This window comes from Psychrobacter sp. UBA6291 (genome assembly GCF_002439405.1).
Lineage (GTDB): Bacteria > Pseudomonadota > Gammaproteobacteria > Pseudomonadales > Moraxellaceae > Psychrobacter > Psychrobacter faecalis.
Genome location: NZ_DJUD01000017.1, coordinates 16937 through 37463 on the forward strand (window position 1 = coordinate 16937; position 20527 = coordinate 37463).

14 protein-coding genes are annotated in these 20527 nt (G+C 44.4%); 9 read left to right on the plus strand and 5 right to left on the minus strand.

What is annotated here, in order from left to right:
• The first annotated feature begins 20 nt into the window (after window positions 1-20).
• The 5 genes from B3R91_RS02055 to B3R91_RS02075 all read left to right on the plus strand — a co-directional run bounded on the left by B3R91_RS02055 (window position 21) and on the right by B3R91_RS02075 (window position 7455).
• The gene (locus B3R91_RS02055; protein ID WP_286796261.1) at window positions 21-1235 is read left to right on the plus strand and encodes a tetratricopeptide repeat protein; all 1215 of its coding nucleotides are present in this window, start codon (window positions 21-23) and stop codon (window positions 1233-1235) included.
• Window positions 1236-1572: 337 nt separating this feature from the next.
• Window positions 1573-4143: an esterase/lipase family protein gene (locus B3R91_RS02060; RefSeq protein ID WP_286796263.1), complete on the plus strand. Its 2571-nt coding sequence runs from the start codon at window positions 1573-1575 to the stop codon at window positions 4141-4143.
• 513 nt (window positions 4144-4656) lie between these two features.
• The gene (locus B3R91_RS02065; RefSeq protein ID WP_286796264.1) at window positions 4657-6162 is read left to right on the plus strand and encodes a cytochrome ubiquinol oxidase subunit I; all 1506 of its coding nucleotides are present in this window, start codon (window positions 4657-4659) and stop codon (window positions 6160-6162) included.
• On the plus strand, window positions 6162-7178 hold the full coding sequence (cydB, locus tag B3R91_RS02070; protein ID WP_286796266.1) for a cytochrome d ubiquinol oxidase subunit II: 1017 nt from the start codon (window positions 6162-6164) through the stop codon (window positions 7176-7178). Before B3R91_RS02065 ends, cydB begins: the two co-directional genes overlap by 1 nt.
• A 160-nt stretch (window positions 7179-7338) precedes the next feature.
• Window positions 7339-7455: a DUF2474 domain-containing protein gene (locus B3R91_RS02075; RefSeq protein ID WP_286796268.1), complete on the plus strand. Its 117-nt coding sequence runs from the start codon at window positions 7339-7341 to the stop codon at window positions 7453-7455.
• Between the two features lie 99 nt (window positions 7456-7554).
• On the opposite strand, the gene murU is transcribed toward B3R91_RS02075, so the two are convergent.
• Window positions 7555-8283 carry an N-acetylmuramate alpha-1-phosphate uridylyltransferase MurU gene (gene murU / locus B3R91_RS02080; protein WP_286796270.1) on the minus strand — a complete coding sequence of 243 codons (729 nt, stop codon included), beginning with the start codon at window positions 8281-8283 and terminating at the stop codon, window positions 7555-7557.
• Window positions 8284-8391: 108 nt separating this feature from the next.
• Entirely contained in the window at window positions 8392-9477 is a 1086-nt protein-coding gene (locus tag B3R91_RS02085; RefSeq protein ID WP_286796272.1) for an aminoglycoside phosphotransferase family protein, read from the minus strand.
• A 363-nt stretch (window positions 9478-9840) separates the two neighbouring features.
• Here B3R91_RS02085 and B3R91_RS02090 point away from each other — a divergent pair, with 363 nt between their 5' ends.
• Together B3R91_RS02090 and B3R91_RS02095 are read left to right on the plus strand one after the other, a co-directional pair.
• Window positions 9841-12906, plus strand: coding sequence for an LPS-assembly protein LptD (locus B3R91_RS02090; protein WP_286796274.1), 3066 nt, complete (start codon window positions 9841-9843; stop codon window positions 12904-12906).
• A 187-nt stretch (window positions 12907-13093) separates the two neighbouring features.
• On the plus strand, window positions 13094-14503 hold the full coding sequence (locus B3R91_RS02095) for a peptidylprolyl isomerase (protein WP_286796276.1): 1410 nt from the start codon (window positions 13094-13096) through the stop codon (window positions 14501-14503).
• A 619-nt stretch (window positions 14504-15122) separates the two neighbouring features.
• Here the strand turns inward: B3R91_RS02095 and B3R91_RS02100 are convergent.
• Window positions 15123-16256 carry an endonuclease/exonuclease/phosphatase family protein gene (locus B3R91_RS02100; protein ID WP_286796277.1) on the minus strand — a complete coding sequence of 378 codons (1134 nt, stop codon included), beginning with the start codon at window positions 16254-16256 and terminating at the stop codon, window positions 15123-15125.
• Between the two features lie 453 nt (window positions 16257-16709).
• Between B3R91_RS02100 and asd the strand changes: the two genes are divergently transcribed.
• The gene (gene asd / locus B3R91_RS02105; protein ID WP_286796279.1) at window positions 16710-17843 is read left to right on the plus strand and encodes an aspartate-semialdehyde dehydrogenase; all 1134 of its coding nucleotides are present in this window, start codon (window positions 16710-16712) and stop codon (window positions 17841-17843) included.
• A gap of 82 nt (window positions 17844-17925) precedes the next feature.
• On the opposite strand, the gene B3R91_RS02110 is transcribed toward asd, so the two are convergent.
• Complete coding sequence (locus B3R91_RS02110) at window positions 17926-18636, minus strand: SOUL family heme-binding protein (RefSeq protein ID WP_286796281.1); 711 nt, start codon at window positions 18634-18636, stop codon at window positions 17926-17928.
• Window positions 18637-18924: 288 nt separating this feature from the next.
• On the opposite strand from B3R91_RS02110, the gene tgt reads away from it, so the two are divergent.
• A complete protein-coding gene (tgt, locus tag B3R91_RS02115; RefSeq protein WP_102076366.1) occupies window positions 18925-20076 on the plus strand; it encodes a tRNA guanosine(34) transglycosylase Tgt in 1152 nt (383 codons plus the stop codon).
• A 149-nt stretch (window positions 20077-20225) separates the two neighbouring features.
• On the opposite strand, the gene B3R91_RS02120 is transcribed toward tgt, so the two are convergent.
• On the minus strand, window positions 20226-20527 hold a 302-nt coding region (locus tag B3R91_RS02120), incomplete at its 5' end, for a transposase (protein WP_286796283.1).

The window sequence follows — 20527 nt, forward strand, 5'->3', positions numbered from 1 at the left end:
ATTAAAAGGTAATTATTTTTATGAAAGCCATCAGCCAAACCCCTATTTCTAATAAAGCATCGCACTCTAGTAAAGCGCCTAGGCTTGCGACTCTAACAGCACTCGCTGCGGCTTGTGCCATGCTGCTATCAGCGCCAGTAAATGCAGCAGCAGAGGACGCCACCGCAGCGCCTGCTACGAGCAGCACAGCAGTACCTAGCGCTATCGATTCTAGTAAACGTATCATTCGCCTAGCCAAGCCAAATGCAACGATTAGCACGGCGCAAGCTGATGCCCAAGCCAATGTTGGAGTTGAGATTGGCGCTCAAAATAACGTTCAGCAGAACACCGTTCAACCAATTAACGTCACGCAATCAGCTAATAGTCAAGCCCCTAATACGCAGCAAAGCAATGTCCAGCAGGCTATTGTCCAACCAAATCGTGTACCTTTAAACACTGCGCAAAATGCTGCCCAGCCACCAGCCGTACCAACACCAGACACGTCCGAGTTGACCGGTACGACGCGCGTTTATGAGCGTGGTCCTATCACTGCGACGGGGATTGATTTACGCAGTGGTCAGCTGCCAAACATCCCAGTCCCGCAAGTGAGTATTTCAGATATCAGCTTTGTCCCTACCGTGATCATACCGCAGCAGCAAGGACTTGGCACTGATAAACTGGATGTCAGCTTACTCGATGACTTTATCAAAGAAGTGTCGCCAAATGCGCGCCATTATCCACCAAACTTCCCGAACCGTACCCAACGCCACAACGCCCGTGAAAAAATCAAAGTCTTGACTGAATGGATTGAGCCGTATGCTAAAGCGCCAAATGCCTCGTACGATGTCTTAGTTCGTGCCGCCAAACTCAATGGCATGGGACGCAACTTAGATTTAGGCTCAGAATATACGGTACGTGGCGGACAATATATCGATCGCGCCATCAAACTTAAACCAAATAGCGGCGAAGCCAACTTTATCTATGGCATGATGCTCTCAGAAGGTGGCGGCTTTAAAGAAGGTCAAAAATACCTTGATCAAGCAGTCGATCTTGGTTATACCGAAGCTGAGCAGAGTCTTGCGCAATCTGACTTATTAAGTGATCGCCGTGATAAGGCACTAGAGCGTTTACGCCGCTTGGCGCAACAAAACCCTGACAACGCTATTATTCGTCAACAAATCAAGCTCATCGAGGACGGTAAATTCTATATTTGGGATATCCCTGCCCCAGATATTAATATCAAACCAAGCACTTAATTCTTTGTGATGGAAACGTAAAGTGTTAGCTATTTGGTAAAATGATAGCTCACACTGATTTCTAAAGAGCTGTAAAAAAGCGCGCTGCAATTATGATTAATAATGTGAGCGCGCTTTTTTGTGCTTAATTTAGAAATATCTAAGTGGGCTTTGTTAAGCATTGCCTATCCATCTTTTCGATAGTATTTCATGCTATATGAATATAAGATAGCTGACTATAAGACAACAACTACAATAGTCGAATAGCTCGACTTACGTTACACTCATGCTGCTATATAAAGGTGACATTTATCACTTATTTATAATGCGTTGCTGATACTTATTATTGGAATGACCTATGATATTTGCTGACTCTGCCAACGATATGCCGTCGCTAGAACATAAGTATAAGCATAAAAACAAGACGCCTTTTGCTCTACTCGCAGTGGTCGCCGCCATGGCAATATTGCCTGCCTGTAGCACCGTCTCCGTCAATAAACAGCCCTCAGCAAAGACCATCGCCGCCCAGCGCGGCAATATTGTCACCGATAACAAACTGAGTAGCGATACCGCCTCAGTCCTATTGTCAGCCGGGCTTAATGAGCAAGCGTGTATGCAGCAGTTTAACCTCTGCCTAACGCAGCTTACCGACAGCATGCTAAATGAACATTACCGCCCAGCTTTGGCAGTATTTGCTGAATTACACTACGCTAAAGCGCGCCAGCTTGGCGAATCTAAAGACTGCCGCAATGCCCTCGCCCGCCCGCCACTTGACCCTTATTATGCCAACGCGCCTTTAAGCGACACTGATGCCAAGGCGCAGCAAAAAAGAACCGATAGCTGCTTGATTGGCTATCAAGAACGTTTATTTGATGCCATTAAAACCAGTTATACGTACTTATTTTATGACAGCTTAGAGCATGATTTTGAAGGTGCGGATAAAGAAACCAGACACTCACACACGCAAAGTCGTATTCCAAGTGAGATGGATATCCAAACCCAAGACATCTATAACGCCGCTAGTAACGATGTGATTACCCAGCTCTATCAAACGGCTGATGGTGGCGGTAAAATGATGGGTAATACCAAGGTAGAATACCTACCGACGTCCGCAAGTACTGCCACTAGCAGCGAGCAAGCAGTAATTGCCAATCTTACGGCCGTCAAGGGACAACCAACTGACCAAATTAAAGTCATGAAAATGCACATAGACGACTACAATCTCAATGTCTATTTGCCCAACGAAAATAACTACCTCAAAAATGCCAACCAACAAACCGCTGCCCTAACCGATTTGGTCTCGACCTATGAGCTACGCCTCTCTGGACTAAACTCTATTAGTAAGCGCCCAGGTCTGGGTATCAGCTTGGTAGCTTCATTGGACGACCGCTATACCACTACCATTCGTCAATTATTAATCTCGTCGTTAGCAGATAGGACGGGCAGACTGCATCAAGAAAGCCCTCGTCGAACAGCCAGCGATATAAACGAAAGCTCGAAGGAGCGCTCAAAGGATAGCTTGGACAGTGATGATGCCAGTACGCGGATTTATCCGACTGGACATTTACTAATGACCGGGCTGATTAAGCCGATGGGCAATAGCGTGCTTGATACCCTGAGCAGCAAACAGCTTGATATTCATTTATACAACCCTTACCGCAGCGAGAGCGCCAATATCTTAGGTGACGATTATCCACTGGCGGCAAACTTTTCAGCAGGTTACGGCTTATGGTTGGCAGAAAACCAGCTCGATGGCGTCGGTTATCTAAACCTGATTACCCGTAAAAAAGAAACCAGTTTACCCAAGCTCTTTATGCTCGAACCTTATGATGCTGATAAGCGCGTCATCATCATGCTGCACGGTTTGGCCTCAAGCCCAGCGACGTGGGTCAATTTAACCAACGATATTTTTAATGATGACAAACTGCGTAATAACTATCAAGTTTGGCAGATTTTTTATCCGACCAACTTGCCTATTTTAGAAAATCGCTATCAAATCCAAAAGCTCATCAATACCGCTTATGAGAAAACCGACCCTACGGGGCAAAATATCGCCAGTAAAAACAGCGTCATTATCAGCCATAGTATGGGCGGCATCATTGCGCGTATGATGCTGTCTGACGAAAACTTGCTCGATGATTTGGACCGACTTGACGACCAGAATGCGCTGTCGATGAATGAGAAACGTCAAATCCGTGAGGCGATCAAGCAGTCTGCGGGCAAAGAGCAGCTAAAAGAGCGTTTTGAGCTTAAAACTTTGCCACAAGTAGATACGGCAGTATTTTTATCGTCGCCGTTTCGCGGTACCGATTATGCCGACCGCTGGTTCACGCGCGCGCTACGCCGCATCGTGTATCTGCCCGTTGGTTTGGTAAAAACGGTGACCGATAACTTAGCAGCCTTGGCCATCCAAGGCGATTTGGCCCAGAACCCGCTCGGCGCGCTATATTTACAAAATGGCGCCAGTCAATTAAGTGACAAATCGTCTTTTATTCAATTAACCAAAGATATCCGTATCAACGACCGTATCACCTATCATTCAATCATCGCCAATAACGATGCTGATATTACCCGAGGTTTGGCAGAAATGCAGCCTGCTGGAGCAAAGCTCGACTTGTCCGAAGAGATAACAGAAAATGACCATGCAGAGGACGTTATCGACGTTGATGACAGCAATGCGCTGTTAACGGATAGTGATGAGTTGCCAGGTCAACCGCTGGTCGCCGCCGTGACAGTCGATGGCGAGATTGGGCAAGCACTCACCGAGCAGCTGTCAGATGGTATCGTGCCCTACACCAGCGCTCACCTCGATGGTGCAGCGTCAGAGACGGTTATTAACGGCGGTCATAGCATCCAAGAAAACCCGCAAACCATTCTGACCTTACGCCGTATTTTGCATCAACAATTACAGCAGCAAGATACAAACTAAATTTCACCTATATAAAAAGCTTTGAATTCTTATTATTAAAATTTGTTTTTTTATATTACTGTTTAGTATCTATTGATAACAATAGTTAAACAATGACTATTATTCCAAAGATTATTGGCTAATATTGTAAGTGGTTTATGAACGCATAGGTGTGTAATAGCACACTTGTGCAACTTGCGTGTGCGTAAGGTGAAGAGCATAATACTAAAACGTTTAATATGAATAAAACGATCATTTGATGAATATTTAATAGTTTATAAGGATATGAATTATTTACTTTGGCTAAATAGTCATCCCTAAAGTTTTTGAGTCTTACCCTACGGTAATGAATAAAACATAAGGGTAATGAACGCTATTTTAGTTAAATTTTTATCTTAATTACATTTGCCGCTAACTAATATTTAGCGATTGCCCGTAATAATAAGCGCCCTGATTGATGGACGGTTACGGACAGTTACTTGCGCGTATCATGGAAGCCAACGCTATTCAGCTAACAGATAAGGGTAACCGTTTATGTTCGCTACATTTATGATTGATCAAATGGATGCGTTGATGCTCGCGCGCATTCAGTTTGCCTTCGTTATTTCCTGGCATATTATCTTCCCCGCTTTTTCTATCGGTCTTGCCAGCTGGTTGACCGTGCTTGAATTTCGCTGGCTGAGAACTGGCGAGCCCATTTATGTTGAAGTATACAAACATTGGGTCAAGATTTTCGCCGTCGTCTTCGGACTGGGCGTGGTATCGGGTGTGGTCATGTCCTATCAGTTCGGAACTAACTGGGCCGTGTTCTCCGACAGAGCTGGTAATATCTTAGGCCCATTATTGGCGTTTGAAGTCTTAACGGCGTTTTTCTTAGAAGCGTCCTTCTTAGGGATTATGCTCTTTGGTTGGGGACGGGTGAGCAAACGCATGCATTTTGCCTCCACCGCTATCGTTGCCATTGGTACGATGATTTCAGGATTTTGGATTTTGGCCGCCAACAGCTTTATGCAAACGCCGCAAGGTTTTATGCTGGGCGCTGATGGTCTGTTATACCCCACCAACTGGATTGAAATTATCTTTAATCCTTCGTTTCCTTATCGCTATGCCCATATGATGACGGCAGCCTTTTTGACCACCGCCTTTGTGGTTGGCGGTATTGGCGCTTATTATTTACAGTCTAAAAAGCACGTTGAGCATCGGCAGCATGGTCGAGTCATGCTCGGCATGGCGATGATTATGGCGATATTTGTGGCGCCAGCGCAGGTCCTCATCGGTGATGAGCATGGCTTAAACACTCTTGAGCATCAGCCAGCTAAAGTCGCAGCGATGGAAGGGATTTGGGAAGATGAGCGCGGTGCGGCATTGCGGCTATTTGCCATACCGGACCAAAAGAACCAAACCAATAACTATGAGCTTAGCATTCCTTATGTCTCCGGTTTGATTCTCACCCATTCACTAGATGGTGAGGTCAAAGGTCTTAAAAATTGGGCACCAGAAGATCAGCCGCCCGTTATGATTGTATTTTGGGCATTTCGTATCATGGTTGGTATTGGTATGTTAATGGTGCTCATCGGTTTATTTAGCCTTTATAAGTACTTTAAAAAGCAGCAGTTCGATCCTGAGAGCAAGCTCTTCCACCGTGCGTGGATGATGATGACGCCGCTTGGCTTTATAGCGCTACTTGCCGGCTGGTTTGTGACCGAAACAGGGCGTCAACCTTATACGATATATGGAGTTATTCGTACTGCTGAGAGTATGTCACCTATCGCAGCGCAGCAAGTGGCAACAACCTTGATTGGCTTTATTGTGCTATATGCCTTTGTATTTGGCGCGGGCAGCTTTTATATTTTGCGCCTCATTGCACAAGGACCCAAACCGTACGAGGATCCGTCGGATGATCATTTCTATGATCACTCTGTCACCGAAGCCCAAGGTCGCACGCTAAGCGGTGATAAGCGCGCTGCTGATAAAACCAAAGGGCCTGAAGAAGGTTTGGATGAACCTGCTGACGACGTCGATGATGGAGGGTTACGCTAATGTTTAACTATGGTGATGTATTAGATTTACCCTTAATCTGGGGTGGCTTGATTGCGCTATCAGTCTTTATCTACGTCTTACTAGATGGTTTTGATTTGGGCTGCGGCATCTTATTTCCGTTTGCAGGCTCTGATAAAAACCGTAGCCGCATGATGAACTCTATCGCGCCTTTTTGGGATGGTAACGAGACTTGGCTGGTACTGGGCGGCGGTGGTTTATTCGCCGCCTTCCCTGTCGCTTACGGCATCATTATGAGCGGTCTTTATCTGCCAGTTATCTTTATGCTGTTTGGCTTAATTATGCGTGGCGTGGCATTTGAATTCCGTTTTAAAGCCACCGCCCATCGCTACGTTTGGGATGGTTTCTTTTTTATCGGCTCTGTCGTTGCGACGTTTGCCCAAGGTATTATGCTTGGGGCGCTGGTTCAAGGCTTAGAGGCCAGCAATCGTCTGTATACAGGCGGCCCTTTTGATTGGTTCTCGCCTTTTTCTATCATGTGCGGTTTTTCGCTATTGATTGGTTATGCGCTACTGGGCTCTACTTGGCTGATTATCAAAACCGAACATACGCTGCAAGTCTGGGCACGCAAAGTATCAGGTTGGCTGCTCACCGCCTTAATCGTCGCGATGATTGCGGTGACGATATTCATGTATTTTTCAGATATCGAAGCGCTGGAAGGCTGGTTTAGTTTACCAGGGCTGTTATATCTAGCGCCGATGCCAATTATCGTCTTGCTCTTATTCTTCTTTATGCGTAAAGATTTAACCACTGAGCGCGAGTATCGTCCATTTTTATTGACCGTTGCGTTATTTTTGATGGGTTATATCGGCGTTTGTATAGCGATATTCCCATATATCGTACCGTATCAAATGACAATTTATGAAGCAGCAGCGGCTGATACTTCGCTCTCCTTTATGCTCATCGGCGCCGGTATTATGTTACCTATTATCTTAAGCTACACGGCTTTCGCGTATTATACTTTTAAAGGTAAAACCGACCACGAGCACATGTATTAAATAAGCTGCGGCTATTATCTATCTAGTAAGGATAGTAGCCGCGCTTAGCTTAATCCGCTCATGAATATGTGATGACTGATTATTAAAAAATGGCTTAGATTAGAAAGGTAGTTTGAAGTTAGAAAATAGCTTGGAGTTAAAAGGCAGTTTGGAGATAGTGATGAAAAAACTCAGTAAAAAACAGTCGCAATGGGCTTGGTTTATAGGCTTATATTTGGCGGGTTTTTTGGTTGTTTTTACCATTGCCCGATTAATAAAATTGGCAATGGGTGTATAAAATCTCTTTTATCAAAACCTAGCGCCATAAAAAAGCAGCGCTGAATAGTAAATATTCAGCGCTGCTTTTTTGCTTTAACTTTGACTGTCGTAAAACCGTTTATGCGCCGCGATGATTATCGACACTGTGATTTTCTATATAGTCATTAATTTGTGTTAAGCGCTCGGGCGTACCGACGTCTATCCAATTGTCTTTAATCACCTCAGCGGTAATTTGGAACTTTAGCATTGCTTGTTTTAGCAGTGGCGCAAGGGCTGCCGGTTGTCCTGTTACCAGCCCATCAACCAGTCTTGGTGAGATGACACTCATGCCAGCAAAGGTATATTTATCCGCATCGGCAATCGGCTGGTCGCTTGCCAGTCCATTATTGATAGCAAAGTCGCCGCCATTATTATGCTCAGGATTGTCAATCAATAATAAGTGCGCTCGTTGGTCAGCGCCTAACTGGTAATCTCGCAACGGCGCAAAATCATAGGTCGTCCAAATATCAGAGTTGACTAAGATAAAAGGCTCATCGCGCAGCTTATGGTTTTGCAGCGCGTTAAAAATGCCACCAGCGGTCTCAAGCGGCTCATCACCTTCATCCGACCAATGCAGCGTCACGCCATACTCTGCACCATCACCCAATGTCTGCATCAGCTTGTCTGCAAGCCATGAAGCATTGATAGTGATATCAGTAATACCAGCAGCTTGTAGCGCCTTGATATGCCAGACAATAAGTGGCTGCCCGCCTACTTCCACCAAAGGCTTTGGCGTCTCGAGTGTGAGCGGACGCAGGCGCGTACCCTTGCCAGCCGCCAAAATCATCGCTTGCGTTATTACCGACATACACGCTCCTTGTTGTTGGCTGTATGATTGCCTATTATTCATTATTGACTGTTTTAAACAAAGTAAAAGCGATGAATACTGTCATCGCTTTTATTTTGCTCATGCTGTTTAGATATACTGTTGCACAAATTTATGTTGATAAGCAGGCAAGATAGACTCTCGCAGCCATTCATTAAAAGGAGTAACCGCTTGCTGCATATTGGAATTACCGTGTTCTGCCAGCCATTCTAGCTCAAAAATCAGGTCACGCATGACTTTTGGAATATCAGCCAAATAGCGACTCTTGCCATCACGCTCAAACAAGCGGATAAAAATACCCAGCACTTTTAAATGCCGTTGTACGCCCATGACATTGACATCATTTTCAAACTGCGCTGCATTATCAGCTGTCGCAAGCCCTGCCTGTTTTTGCAATTGCCAGCAGTCCTGTATCCAGCTTGATACCTGAGTCTCTGGCCATTCGACATAAGCATCGCGTACTAAAGACACCAAATCATAGCTATACGCGCCTATCACCGCATCTTGAAAATCAATCACGCCCAAGCGCGTATGATCTGCTTGGTCTTGCATAAGGTTGCGACTGTGATAATCGCGATGGACGATGACCTGCGGCTGCGCCAAAATCTCAGCGATTAAAGCTGATTTAAGATTTTCCCAAAGCGTTTGCTCAAGCTCTATACCAATATAAGGAATAAACCACTCGCTGAACAAATTCATCTCACGGTTTAGTAGGGCAGTATCATAATCTGGTAATTGATGATCCGTCTTTGCGGCGGCCACTGGCACCGCCTGCAAGGCCACCAAAGTGCGCAGCGCTAATTGATAGTAATCATTCACCTGAGCGGCTGGCGCATCGACCAGCAGATGAGCAAATTCTACCGTACCAAAATCTTGCAATACCAAAAAGCCTTTTGCCACGTCTTGAGCGACGAGCGTCGGAACATTGATTGCTGGTGCCATCAGTTTTGCGACATTGATAAACTGCTGCAACGCGTCTTGTTCGTCAGCCGAATCCATGACAATATAGCGCTCAGTTTCGACAGCATCATTATCAAGTAACTGGATACGGTGATATTGGCGCGCGCTGGCATCACCCGGTAGACTATCAAGAATAAATTTTTGGTTGGCAAACACGTCTTGCAGCCACTGCTCTAACTGCTGCTGGCGCGTAGCGGTTACGCTAGGTACTGTCATGGTTTTATCCGTCATAAAAAGTATCGCAAATTAAATATCAGTCATAAATAAGTGATATGTGGGGCAAATAGTTGTTAAAATAATGAGCGTGCAACTGAGCAACGCAGCCGCTTTGAGCAGAAAAACCCTACTGGCTATGTAGCCGTAAAAAGGTCTGTATAATCCACTATCGTATAAATTTTGGTAAATAGAGTAGCTGATTTGGTTTTTTTTGACTATGATTAGTCGTCATTATATGTAAAACGTTCCGATTTTCGAGATTATTGTCTTAATGATAGGTTTATTCGCCGTGAAATAACGTTAAAATATAGCCTGTCATTTAACGATCGCAATCCAATAGGCTCTACAATCATAGGTGTGCCCTTGTTATATTCTCCGCTTTACCAAAGCATCCGTTTGATTTTATTTGGCGCCTTGGGCTTAACCAGCTTGACGGTCAGTGCGGCTCTTAATCCTGTCGATAATAATGTTGATGCACAGACGACTGAGCCACTAATCACTGAAAATAGTAGTGACGCCGCCATGTCTACCCTCTCTACTGAAAAGGGCAATCAAACCCAAAATGGCGCTGCTGATGCTAATAATAAAGCGTTAAACAGTCAATTAGCAACTGCGCCTGTTTTCAACACTGATGACGTATTTACCAGTGACAACGTAAATATAACGGCAATTAATGACAGCAGTGACAGTATTGATATTAATAATAATGCCGTCAACAACGCTACTAAAACAAACAATACCACTGCGCCCGTTAATAACAGCAGCACAGCCAAATCCAATAAGCGCAGCATTGATGTCAATGACGAAAGTATTCAAGACAGCCTGATACGTTTAGCAGAATTTTATGAATTAACGCCTGATACAGATCCCGCTACGTTACATAATAATAGCAATGATGACGTAGCAGATAGCAATAACAGCGATATTCAAAACTCTTTTGCCGCGCAAACCATTGAACCTGTAGGCAACGACTTAAAACTGCTACCAAATAGCGTCGATAGCGCCCAGCGCTGTGAAGGTCAATGGGTTTATCCTAAAAAAAATCCTAATTACCAACGTGCGATCAATGAAACGGGCGCACCTAACGGCCAGCCAGCGCCCAACTTAAACGGCATTCCTAATAATCAAGCGCCACTGTTTGCAGAGTCGGATTATGGCTATTACGACAATGTCGACTACGCCGAGCTTTCTGGTAATGTCATCGTTGACCAAGGAACGCAGCATATCGAAGCGGAAAAAATCGTACTCGATTTGAACAACAATGTCGCAGCCGCACAGGGTAAAGTGATGTTTACCGACCAAGCGACTGGACAAAACAAAAACGCTGCTGGCTTGGCCGAAGCTAACCGTTTTCAAAACAGCAACGGACAAAATATCAATGGTCAAAACGCTAAGTCTAGCCTCACTGAAAAAGCCTCCACTGGCGGTCTTATCGGTGTCGCCGACAGCTTAAACTACAATACCGAAACTGGACAATCAACAGCTAAGGACGTGGCTTTTGCTAGCGTAGAGCTGCAAGCACACGGCTATGCCAAGCGCTTAAACCGCCCTAACGAGACGCAGTATGAGCTTGATGAGGTGATGTTTAGCACCTGCCCGCCGACCAACCGTAAATGGCAGTTTGATGCTAAAAGCATCGATTTAGATACCGAAACAGGCCGCGGCGAAGCTTACAACACAACGTTTAAAATTGCTGATGTACCGGTATTTTATTTACCCTATTTTAATTTCCCTATAGACAATAGACGCAGCAGCGGCTTTTTATTACCGAGCGCGAGTGTCGGTAGTGAAAGCGGCCTTGAAGTTGACGTACCTTATTATTTTAATTTAGCGCCGAACTACGATGCCACCCTTAATACTCGCATTTATACCAACCGTAACCCCATGCTCTCCGGTGAGTTTCGTTATCTAACTGAGGAGTACGGCGAAGGAATTTTTAACGGCTCTTATTTGCCCAATGATAAAAAATATGATGGCGAAGATCGTAGCAGCTTTTTTTACGATCATTATTGGTCATCTACCAGTATTCCGCGCTTAAGTGGCGACGCAAAATATAGCTATGTGTCAGATGCCGATTATCTCAACGACTTCGATACCTTGGGTTTGTCAGACAATACGTTAAACCTACCACGCCGTGCGCGGGTGAATTATTATAACGATTATGTCAATGGTGAATTAAAAGTCGAGACTTTCCAAACGCTCGATGCATTTAACAATAATGGACAGCCTTTACAAGATAAAGACAAGCCGTACTCGCGCTTGCCACAGCTTAAACTTGACTATCGTCTACCATGGGCAAAAAGCTTTGATATCACAGGCGTAAGTGACTCGGCTTATTTTAAAAAATCCATCGATGATGGCTCTGAAAATGAAAAAAGTGGCACGCGTTTTTATAATAAATTAAGCGCCGTTTATCCGATGGAAAAATCTTGGGGCTATATCAAACCTAAGCTCAGCTTACAGCATCTGTATACGTCTTATGATGAAGACAGTTTGGCGGACAATGATTTGAGCAAAGATGACGGCAACCAATCGGTATTTGTGCCTCAAGTCAGTGTCGATGCTGGCTTGCACTTTTCTCAAGCGGGCTCACCCTTTGGCGCCTTTGACGATACTTTAGGCGGTTATCGCTTGCTCAGTCCGCGCTTAAAATATACCTACTCGCCCTATAAAGACCAAAACGATATTCCTAACTTTAATACCCGTATTGCCTCTATCAACTACGAGCAACTGTTTTCGGACAGCTGGTTTTTAGGTCATGACCGCTTGCAAGATTTGCATGCCTTTACACCCGGTATTAATTATCGTTACATCGATGCAACGGGTGTGACACGTTTTGATGGTAGTATCGCAGAGCAGTTTTATATCGATGATGGGCGCGTGACCCTTGAAGGCCAAAAACCTGTGCTGACGAATTCTTCCTCAGGATTGGTGTGGGATACCAGTACCCAGCCTTATAATAACGTCTGGGTCGATGTAAGCGGCGCGCTTACTCATAGCTATGATTTAAACTATATCACCACTGAGCTGCGTTATCAGCCATCTGACAACAGTTTATTTAACGTCGGCTTTGTGAAGCGTATGCGCGATGAAAACACCGACCAGTTACCTTTATCGGCGTTTACCGCATCAGCGGTTTTCCCAATTAATAATAACTGGCGCGTATTGGCGCAAGGTCAATACGATTATAATCGTGATAAAATGCTCGATTCGTTAGTCGGTGTTGATTATGAGGATTGCTGTTTTGGTTTTGCAGTTTATGGTCGTCGTTACTATAATGATTTGAATATCAAAGACAAACCAACACAGGCGATTATGGCAGAAATCAGACTCAACGGTCTTGGTAGCGGTAGCAGCCGTTTAACACGCTTACTTTCTGATAAAGTTTTGGGCTTTGAGCCGGTTCAAAGCGCATGGAAAGATGAATAAAACGTCGTCTATATCCTTAGACTCACGTATGATTGATGGTTTATGTATCAAGTAACATTTGTGCTATAACAGCATATAGCAGTGTTTACACCCTATTATAAACAGCCTTAGCCGCTACTTAAATGAAGAGTAACGGCTAGGGCTTAACCGATTACCATCCGATGCAATGACATTGATGAGGAGCATCATGAGATTTTTTTCTTTACGTCAGACAAGCCGAGTTGTATTGCTTTCTATGGGTATGACGGGCGCTATTGCTCTGAGCCTAAGTGCGCAAGCAGCCACCGTTAAGCCTGCAAAAACTTCAGCTGCAAACGTTGATGCTGGCACTCAGAAAAATAGCGCCGCACGTTTGACACCTGCCAATAGTACGGACGGTATCATTGCCTTAGTCAATGAAAACGCTATCTTAAAAAGCGATCTGATCGCTGCTATGGCGCAAACCCAAGCACGAGCGCAGGCGGCTGGTGAACCCATTCCCAATTCAGCCCAGCTACAGTCTGAAGTACTAAACGCCCTCATTATGCGTGAATTACAACTCTCAATGGTCAAACGAGTTGGTCTCAATCCTGATGAAGCTGCCATCAATCAGCGGCTGGCTCAAATCGCCCAAGCAGAAGGACTCAGCAGCCTTGGCGAGTTACAACAACGTTTGGACGCCGCAAAACCAGGCAGTTATGCTACCCTACGCGCGCAATTGATTGAAGATGCCGCGATTCAAGCCTTGCAGCAGCGCCAAATCGCAAGCCGCGTGCGCATCAGCGAACAAGATATCGATGCCTTTTTGGCCTCTCCTGAAGCCAAGCGTTTGAGTCAAAGCGAATATCAAACTATTCACGTACGTATCCCCTATATGGACGATTACAGCCGTCTGTCGGACGCCCAGCGTGAAGAAGCATTAAAAGTCGCGCAGCGTCTACGCACACGACTGCAAGCGCCAAATGTCGATGTCACAGAAGCCATTGCCGCAAGTCAAGGCAGCTACCCTATTCAGCTGCAAGGGGGCGATATGGGCTTTCATAAAGCGGCTGCACTACCAACCGAGCTTGCTAGCGAAATCACCAAACTTGAAGTTGGCGCCGTCAGTGCGCCGTTAGTGACCCCAGAAGGTATTGATATCATCAAACTGGCTGATAAAAAGTCCAGTGATACCATGCTAGTGCCGCAGTGGCATACGCGTCACATTTTAGTCAAAGTCGATGAGCTACAAACCGATGCTTTGGCTGAGCAAAAAATCAATGACCTCTACGAGCAATTACGTAAAGGAGCCGACTTTGCGAGCCTAGCCTCAACTTATTCAGATGATCCCGGTTCAGCAGGACGCGGTGGCGATTTGGATTGGGTTGGTGAAGAGCAAATGATTGGTCCGTTTGAAACAACGATGAAGAATACCGCCGTCGGTGATTACTCTGCACCATTCAAAACGCAATTTGGCTGGCACATTCTAAAAGTTGAAGGCAAACGCGAGCAAGATGTCAGCGATGAATACCGTCGCAATATGGCACGTCAAGCGCTATATCAGCGCCTTGCTCCGCAAGCCAAAGAAGACTGGCTACAAGAACTACAAGCCGGCGCTTATATTCAGATACTCGGCTAATTAGTATTTAATAATATCGAAAACATTTTAAAAAAGGGTATGTGCCAATGCATATACCCTTTTTTAATTTAGGTCATTTATTAAAAACTCCATAAATGGTGGGATAATCTTTAGCTTAGAGCTCTATAGTGAGTGAAAAGTAATAACAATACATCACGCACTGCTGATATCAATTTTTCTTGCTAGCTGTGCCTGCGCAGACAGAGGCTACAAAAAATTGATATCAGCAATACCGTCGCGTTTTTAGGATATTTTAACTATACATTCATTAACGCTTTTATTAACGGTCGAAAATATTTTTCAAATAAAAATAACGCACAAAGAAAAGCCCCGAACCTAGGGCGATGGGTTCAGGGCTATGGCGTTTCATATTGTTGTTATTATCTCTTCCGTGTTGACTCATCCTAAGTCATAAACAGTAACCTATAAGACAGCGGGCTGACCTGTGCTTTTATTGTTACTGCCTCAACACTGCATCCTTGCGTATCCTTGTGTTGATGGTTGTATTCTAGGTGAATTGACGCGGAACGACTAGAGGCTAAAGACCTTATTTAGCGTAAGCATTTGCTTACGTCGCTATTGTTTGTGGCGAGGGCTTTATACAGATAATAAAACCTTTTTAGCAATCACTTTCCTTTTCAGCCTCTGCATGTTCTTTTGATACTTTACAGCCCTCTTGTTTACCCGCTTCGATAGTGTTTTTCGCCTCTTTAACATCTTCTGCTTTCTCAGTTGGCGCATTGGTTTCTTGTCTGCTGACTTTTTCGGGCTCGTATTGTAGCGTTGTCAGCACCGGAAAATGGTCGGAGCCGATAGACGGCATACGCTGAATATCGACCAAGGTGAAACAAGCACTATGGAAAATATGATCCAGTGCCCAACGTAAAAACGGGTACTTAACATGAAAGGTATTGATAAAATGGCGTCCGATACGAGGATCTAGCAGGCCTGAGATACGTTGAAAGCGACGGGTAGTCTTTGACCAAGCGACATCGTTTAAATCTCCTGCCAATATCGCCGTTTGCTTATTTTCTTTGATATGTTTTCCAACCATCAGCAGCTCAGCATCGCGGGTCGTAGACTTATCTGCCTCTGTCGGACTGGGCGGCATCGGGTGCAAACAGTATAGCCAAATCACTTGGCCGCCCTGCAAACGTAGCTGCGTATGGATAGATGGAATATCATCAATCATCAAATACTTAACTTCAGGGTCTATGAGCTCAAGCTTAGAATACAGATGCATACCGTATAGATTATCCAAAGGCACTTTGACAGTATAAGGATAATTTGCTTCTATTTGATTAAGGGCTTTCTCCCATTTTTTATCAGTCTCTAAAGTAATTAAAATATCGGGGCGCTTATCTTTTACCAGTTCAACCAGTTTTTGGGTCTCATCATTGGGCGTCAATACGTTTGAAACCATGATTTTAAGCTGGTGCGCATGTCCATTTGGCATATCCTTGGCAGTGAGCACTTCTTTTTTCCAAAGTATGGTATAGGGCAACACCATACGCAATTGAAAGGCGAGCGCGCTACTTAAAACGATAAATAACAGCCACTGACCAAACTGCCAGTCCGACCAAAATATAACCATGCCAAGCCAAGCGGCGAGCCCGAGGAACATAATTTGAATACGGGGAAACTCAACACCTCGCACCCACCAATTATCAAGAGGCAACAAGCCCCAAATAGTGACAAAGGCGATGAATCCTGCCAACCACTGAGCGCCATAATATAAGAGGGAGAGATCCATAATGTGTGTCGACCGTTTATTAAATGAATGGCAAAGCCAATAATAGTGAATATTCTTTATATAATAATTGTTTGGGCTAAATTTATTTAAGCTAAAAATGATTGAGCGGCTGAACTCTAAACCTTTGTCACAAGATAAATAGCCTGCTTACTTTAGCACCTCATCACGCCTGCGCCTACTATTGAACATTCATTAGACGTTAGCGGCTATAAAAAATTACAATTTAAGCCTTATTTAGAGGGGCTTGAATTTAAGAGAAGTTGACACGATAAATAATCAGCAAGCTTAATAAATAGCAGGCTTTATGGGTAGTAGCATTGATAAGTAGAAAAGTGAATAAGTCATATCTAAAAAATGCGGTATATTCTCTAAAAAACCTTGCTTTTTGCTGCTATTCACGGCATTGTTATCGGTTGGCAGTGCAACAATTTATGGTGAAAAGGATTGAGTTTTATGAGTAATTTAACAGTAGGCTTGGTAGGCTGGCGCGGTATGGTCGGGTCAGTATTGATAGAGCGTATGCGTGAAGAAAAAGACTTCGATGGTATCACACCAGTGTTTTTTTCGACCAGTAACGCTGGCGGCGACGCCCCAAGCTTTGACGGTATCAAGACCAGCAAACTAAAAGATGCTCATGATATTGAAGCACTTGCTGCCTGTGACGTAATTATCACCTGCCAAGGCGGCGATTATACCTCAAAGGTACATCAGCCCCTACGTGATAGCGGTTGGACTGGCTACTGGATTGATGCAGCAAGCACCTTACGTATGGAGGACGACAGCATCATCATTCTTGATCCTGTTAACCGCAATGTGATTGATAAGGCACTGGCAAATGGCAAAAAAGACTTCATCGGTGGTAACTGTACCGTGTCACTGATGCTGATGGCAATCGGTGAGCTGTTTAATAAAGGCTGGGTTGAATGGGTCAGCGCCATGACTTATCAAGCAGCGAGTGGCTCTGGCGCCAACAACATGCGCGAGCTAATCGAAGGTATGGGCGTACTCCATGAAGCAGTCAAAGACGAGCTTGCCGACCCTGCCAGCGCCATCCTTGAGATTGATAAAAAAATCGCTCAGACACAGCGCTCAGACAACTTTCCTAAGCAATACTTTGGCGTACCACTAGCAGGCAGTTTGATTCCTTATATCGACGCACAGTTAGAAAACAAACAATCGCGCGAAGAATGGAAAGGCGGCGTTGAAACCAATAAAATCCTTGGCAACTCTGAAGCCGATAAAATTGCCATTGACGGTATGTGTGTCCGCGTTGGCGCCATGCGTTGTCACGCTCAAGGCTTAACGATTAAACTAAAAAAAGACATCCCGCTAGAAGAAATCGAAGCGGCATTGAAAAGCAGCGGTAATCAGTGGTTAGATGTGGTTGAAGATACCAAAGAGGCCACTATCAACCGCTTAACACCGGTAGCAGTGACCGGCACTTTAACAGTGGCGCTAGGACGCCTACGTAAGCTTAATATGGGTCCTGAGTATCTCGGCGCCTTCACCGTTGGCGACCAGCTATTATGGGGCGCAGCAGAGCCATTGCGCCGTATGCTGAATATCATCCGTGAGCAAAACAGCTAATCTCATTTAATCGCCAATAAAAAAGACAGCGCTTGCTGTCTTTTTTTGGCATCATTTTTGGCGTTATTTTTTCAATAATGAATCATTTAGGCTGATAAGCAATCATTATTTCATTGCGGCGCAGAAACGGCAGCGTCCAAGGTGGGTTATAACGCGCCAGCTCAGGCTTACCTATGATGGTTAAATTTTGCCCTTGCATCCAAGATTGTAGCTCTTTAGTTTTCGCCGCGACTTTTTCAGCACCCGCCAATCCTGAAAATTTCATAACGCCATAAGTTTGCGCTGGAACTTCTACAATTTCGATGTTCGGATTATTAGGTCTTGGCAGCGTTTGCAGCGTATATTGGCTTGGCATGGTAAATTGTACGCGCCATTTATCTTCAGTTTTTTGAATGCTGACTGGCGCAGTCATGGCAATTTTTTGTGAATCACCGCTCCCTTTTTTAGTTTCAGGTTGCATTGTTACTGGCGCAGTCATGCTAATTTTACAACTCTCGCCATTTGCGGCGCTATTATTGCCAAAGATATAATCTGCTAAGATCTTAAATCCTGCACGGCTGGCGGCATCTTGGTCGCCCATTACCCAAGTCTGTGCTACTAACTGCTCATCGTAACGACGCAGCTCAAAGTCTTCAGCCTGTTTTAATACAGTATATTTTGGCTCTTCGGTTGCCATAGCTGCTCCTGATAGTAATAATGCGCTCGTTAATAACAGTCCATTTAATAGGGCTTTATTTGATAAGTCGTTATTCAATAGCAAGCGAATCGATGACAAATAAATTGCTTTATCCATATCCTCTCTCCGCTATATACATTTAGCACTTAACATTTATTTGATTTATAGTAGCTACTCTTCTAATTTAGCAATGACTTGGCAAGAATGTCTGTATTTTTTGGTTATAGCAAGCCAATTAATAAGCGATTAATGTCCCGTTTAATTGTTAGCATGCTTAGGCTATTTTATAAACGCTCTCCTTCTCTAAACCAATTAATTGTCAGCCGCTTAAATATCCATGTCCAAAAAAATGCTTAACAATGTTATAATTAGCGCCATTTTCATAGCTTAAATAGCGGTTATCTTATGCAATTTGTTTTACACAAAACGGCCAGCGGTATCACGCGCGCACGCCGTGGTACGGTTCATCTCAATCATGGCGATGTGCAAACGCCTGCTTTTATGCCAGTGGGTACTTATGGTACCGTAAAAGGCATGCTGCCACGGGATATCGAAGCGATTGGCGCCGATATTATCTTGGGTAATACTTTCCATTTATGGCTGCGTCCGGGCACTGATATCATTGATAAATTTGGTGGTCTGCATAAATTCATGCATTGGGATAAGCCAATTCTCACCGATTCGGGTGGTTTCCAAGTATTCAGCCTTGGGGCAATGCGTAAAATCACCGAAGAAGGCGTGACTTTTAAATCGCCTATCGATGGCGCAAAAGTATTTTTATCGCCAGAAAAATCGATGCAAATTCAATATAGCTTAAATTCAGACATCGTCATGCAGTTCGATGAGTGCACGCCCTATCCTGCCACTCATGAAGAAGCCAAAAAATCTTTAGAGTTGTCACTACGCTGGGGCCAGCGCTGTGTCGATGAGCATAAGAAGCTTGGCAGCACCAATGCCTTATTTGGCATTATCCAAGGCAGTATGTATGCCGATTTGCGTCAGCAATCACTCGAAGGTCTGCTTGAGATTGGCTTTGATGGTTATGCCATCGGCGGTTTATCGGTTGGCGAACCAAAAGAAGAGATGATAGACGTCCTAGATTATATCGCCGACGATATGCCCGCTGACAAGCCGCGCTATTTGATGGGCGTTGGTAAGCCTGAAGACCTCGTTGAAGGGGTACGCCGCGGCGTCGATATGTTTGACTGCGTGATGCCGACTCGCAACGCCCGTAATGGTCATTACTTTGTCACCGGTGACGCTGAGAATGCCGGCATTATACGCATACGTAATAGCCAGTATCGCACTGATGAAGGGCCATTAGACCCTGAATGTGACTGCTATACCTGCCAAAACTTTAGCCGTGCTTACTTATCACATCTAAATAAATGTAAAGAGATGCTAGGGGCGCAGCTAGCGACTATTCATAACCTGCGTTACTATCAGCGTTTGATGCAAGGTATCAGAGACGCGATTGAACAAGATAAGTTTGATGAGTTTGTAAATGAGTTTTATAGTAAACGCGGACAAAGCGTTCCTGAACTCAATTTACGTTAACCATTTCTAGAGTTATTTTATCTGCGTAAGATGCTTGAAGCTGCTTTAAGCGAGAGACATTAAAATGGAAAAGGGCTTAAGATTAATCTTAAGCCCTTTTTGTTTAGCTAGAGTCTTTATTACCTAAAATATTAGGGCGTGTTGAACATTCATAATTTGAGCCAGATATAAGCACAAGCAAGAGCGACTGTATTTTCATAACTCTGCTTGAGCTTATCAAATCTGGTGGCAACCGCCCTATACTGCTTTAACTTGGCAAAAGCATTTTCTACTAAGTGTCGTACTTTATACAAGTCCCAGTCCATATGGTCGTTAGAATACTGAGTGTTTCGTTTTCGAGGGATGTTATCCTGCGTCCCTGCTTGTTCAATATGGGCTCGTAGCGCATCAGAATCATAGCCTTTATCGGCACATAAAACCTCTGTATTACTCAAATTAACCTTATCTATTA

Bases quoted from the DNA above. Each gene is read 5' to 3' on its own strand.
- B3R91_RS02055 (WP_286796261.1), top strand. From the start codon at position 21: ATGAAAGCCATCAGCCAAACCCCTATTTCTAATAAAGCATCGCACTCT.
- B3R91_RS02060 (WP_286796263.1), top strand. From the start codon at position 1,573: ATGATATTTGCTGACTCTGCCAACGATATGCCGTCGCTAGAACATAAG.
- B3R91_RS02065 (WP_286796264.1), top strand. From the start codon at position 4,657: ATGTTCGCTACATTTATGATTGATCAAATGGATGCGTTGATGCTCGCG.
- cydB (WP_286796266.1), top strand. From the start codon at position 6,162: ATGTTTAACTATGGTGATGTATTAGATTTACCCTTAATCTGGGGTGGC.
- B3R91_RS02075 (WP_286796268.1), top strand. From the start codon at position 7,339: ATGAAAAAACTCAGTAAAAAACAGTCGCAATGGGCTTGGTTTATAGGC.
- murU (WP_286796270.1), bottom strand. From the start codon at position 8,283: ATGTCGGTAATAACGCAAGCGATGATTTTGGCGGCTGGCAAGGGTACG.
- B3R91_RS02085 (WP_286796272.1), bottom strand. From the start codon at position 9,477: ATGACAGTACCTAGCGTAACCGCTACGCGCCAGCAGCAGTTAGAGCAG.
- B3R91_RS02095 (WP_286796276.1), top strand. From the start codon at position 13,094: ATGAGATTTTTTTCTTTACGTCAGACAAGCCGAGTTGTATTGCTTTCT.
- B3R91_RS02100 (WP_286796277.1), bottom strand. From the start codon at position 16,256: ATGGATCTCTCCCTCTTATATTATGGCGCTCAGTGGTTGGCAGGATTC.
- asd (WP_286796279.1), top strand. From the start codon at position 16,710: ATGAGTAATTTAACAGTAGGCTTGGTAGGCTGGCGCGGTATGGTCGGG.
- B3R91_RS02110 (WP_286796281.1), bottom strand. From the start codon at position 18,636: ATGGATAAAGCAATTTATTTGTCATCGATTCGCTTGCTATTGAATAAC.
- tgt (WP_102076366.1), top strand. From the start codon at position 18,925: ATGCAATTTGTTTTACACAAAACGGCCAGCGGTATCACGCGCGCACGC.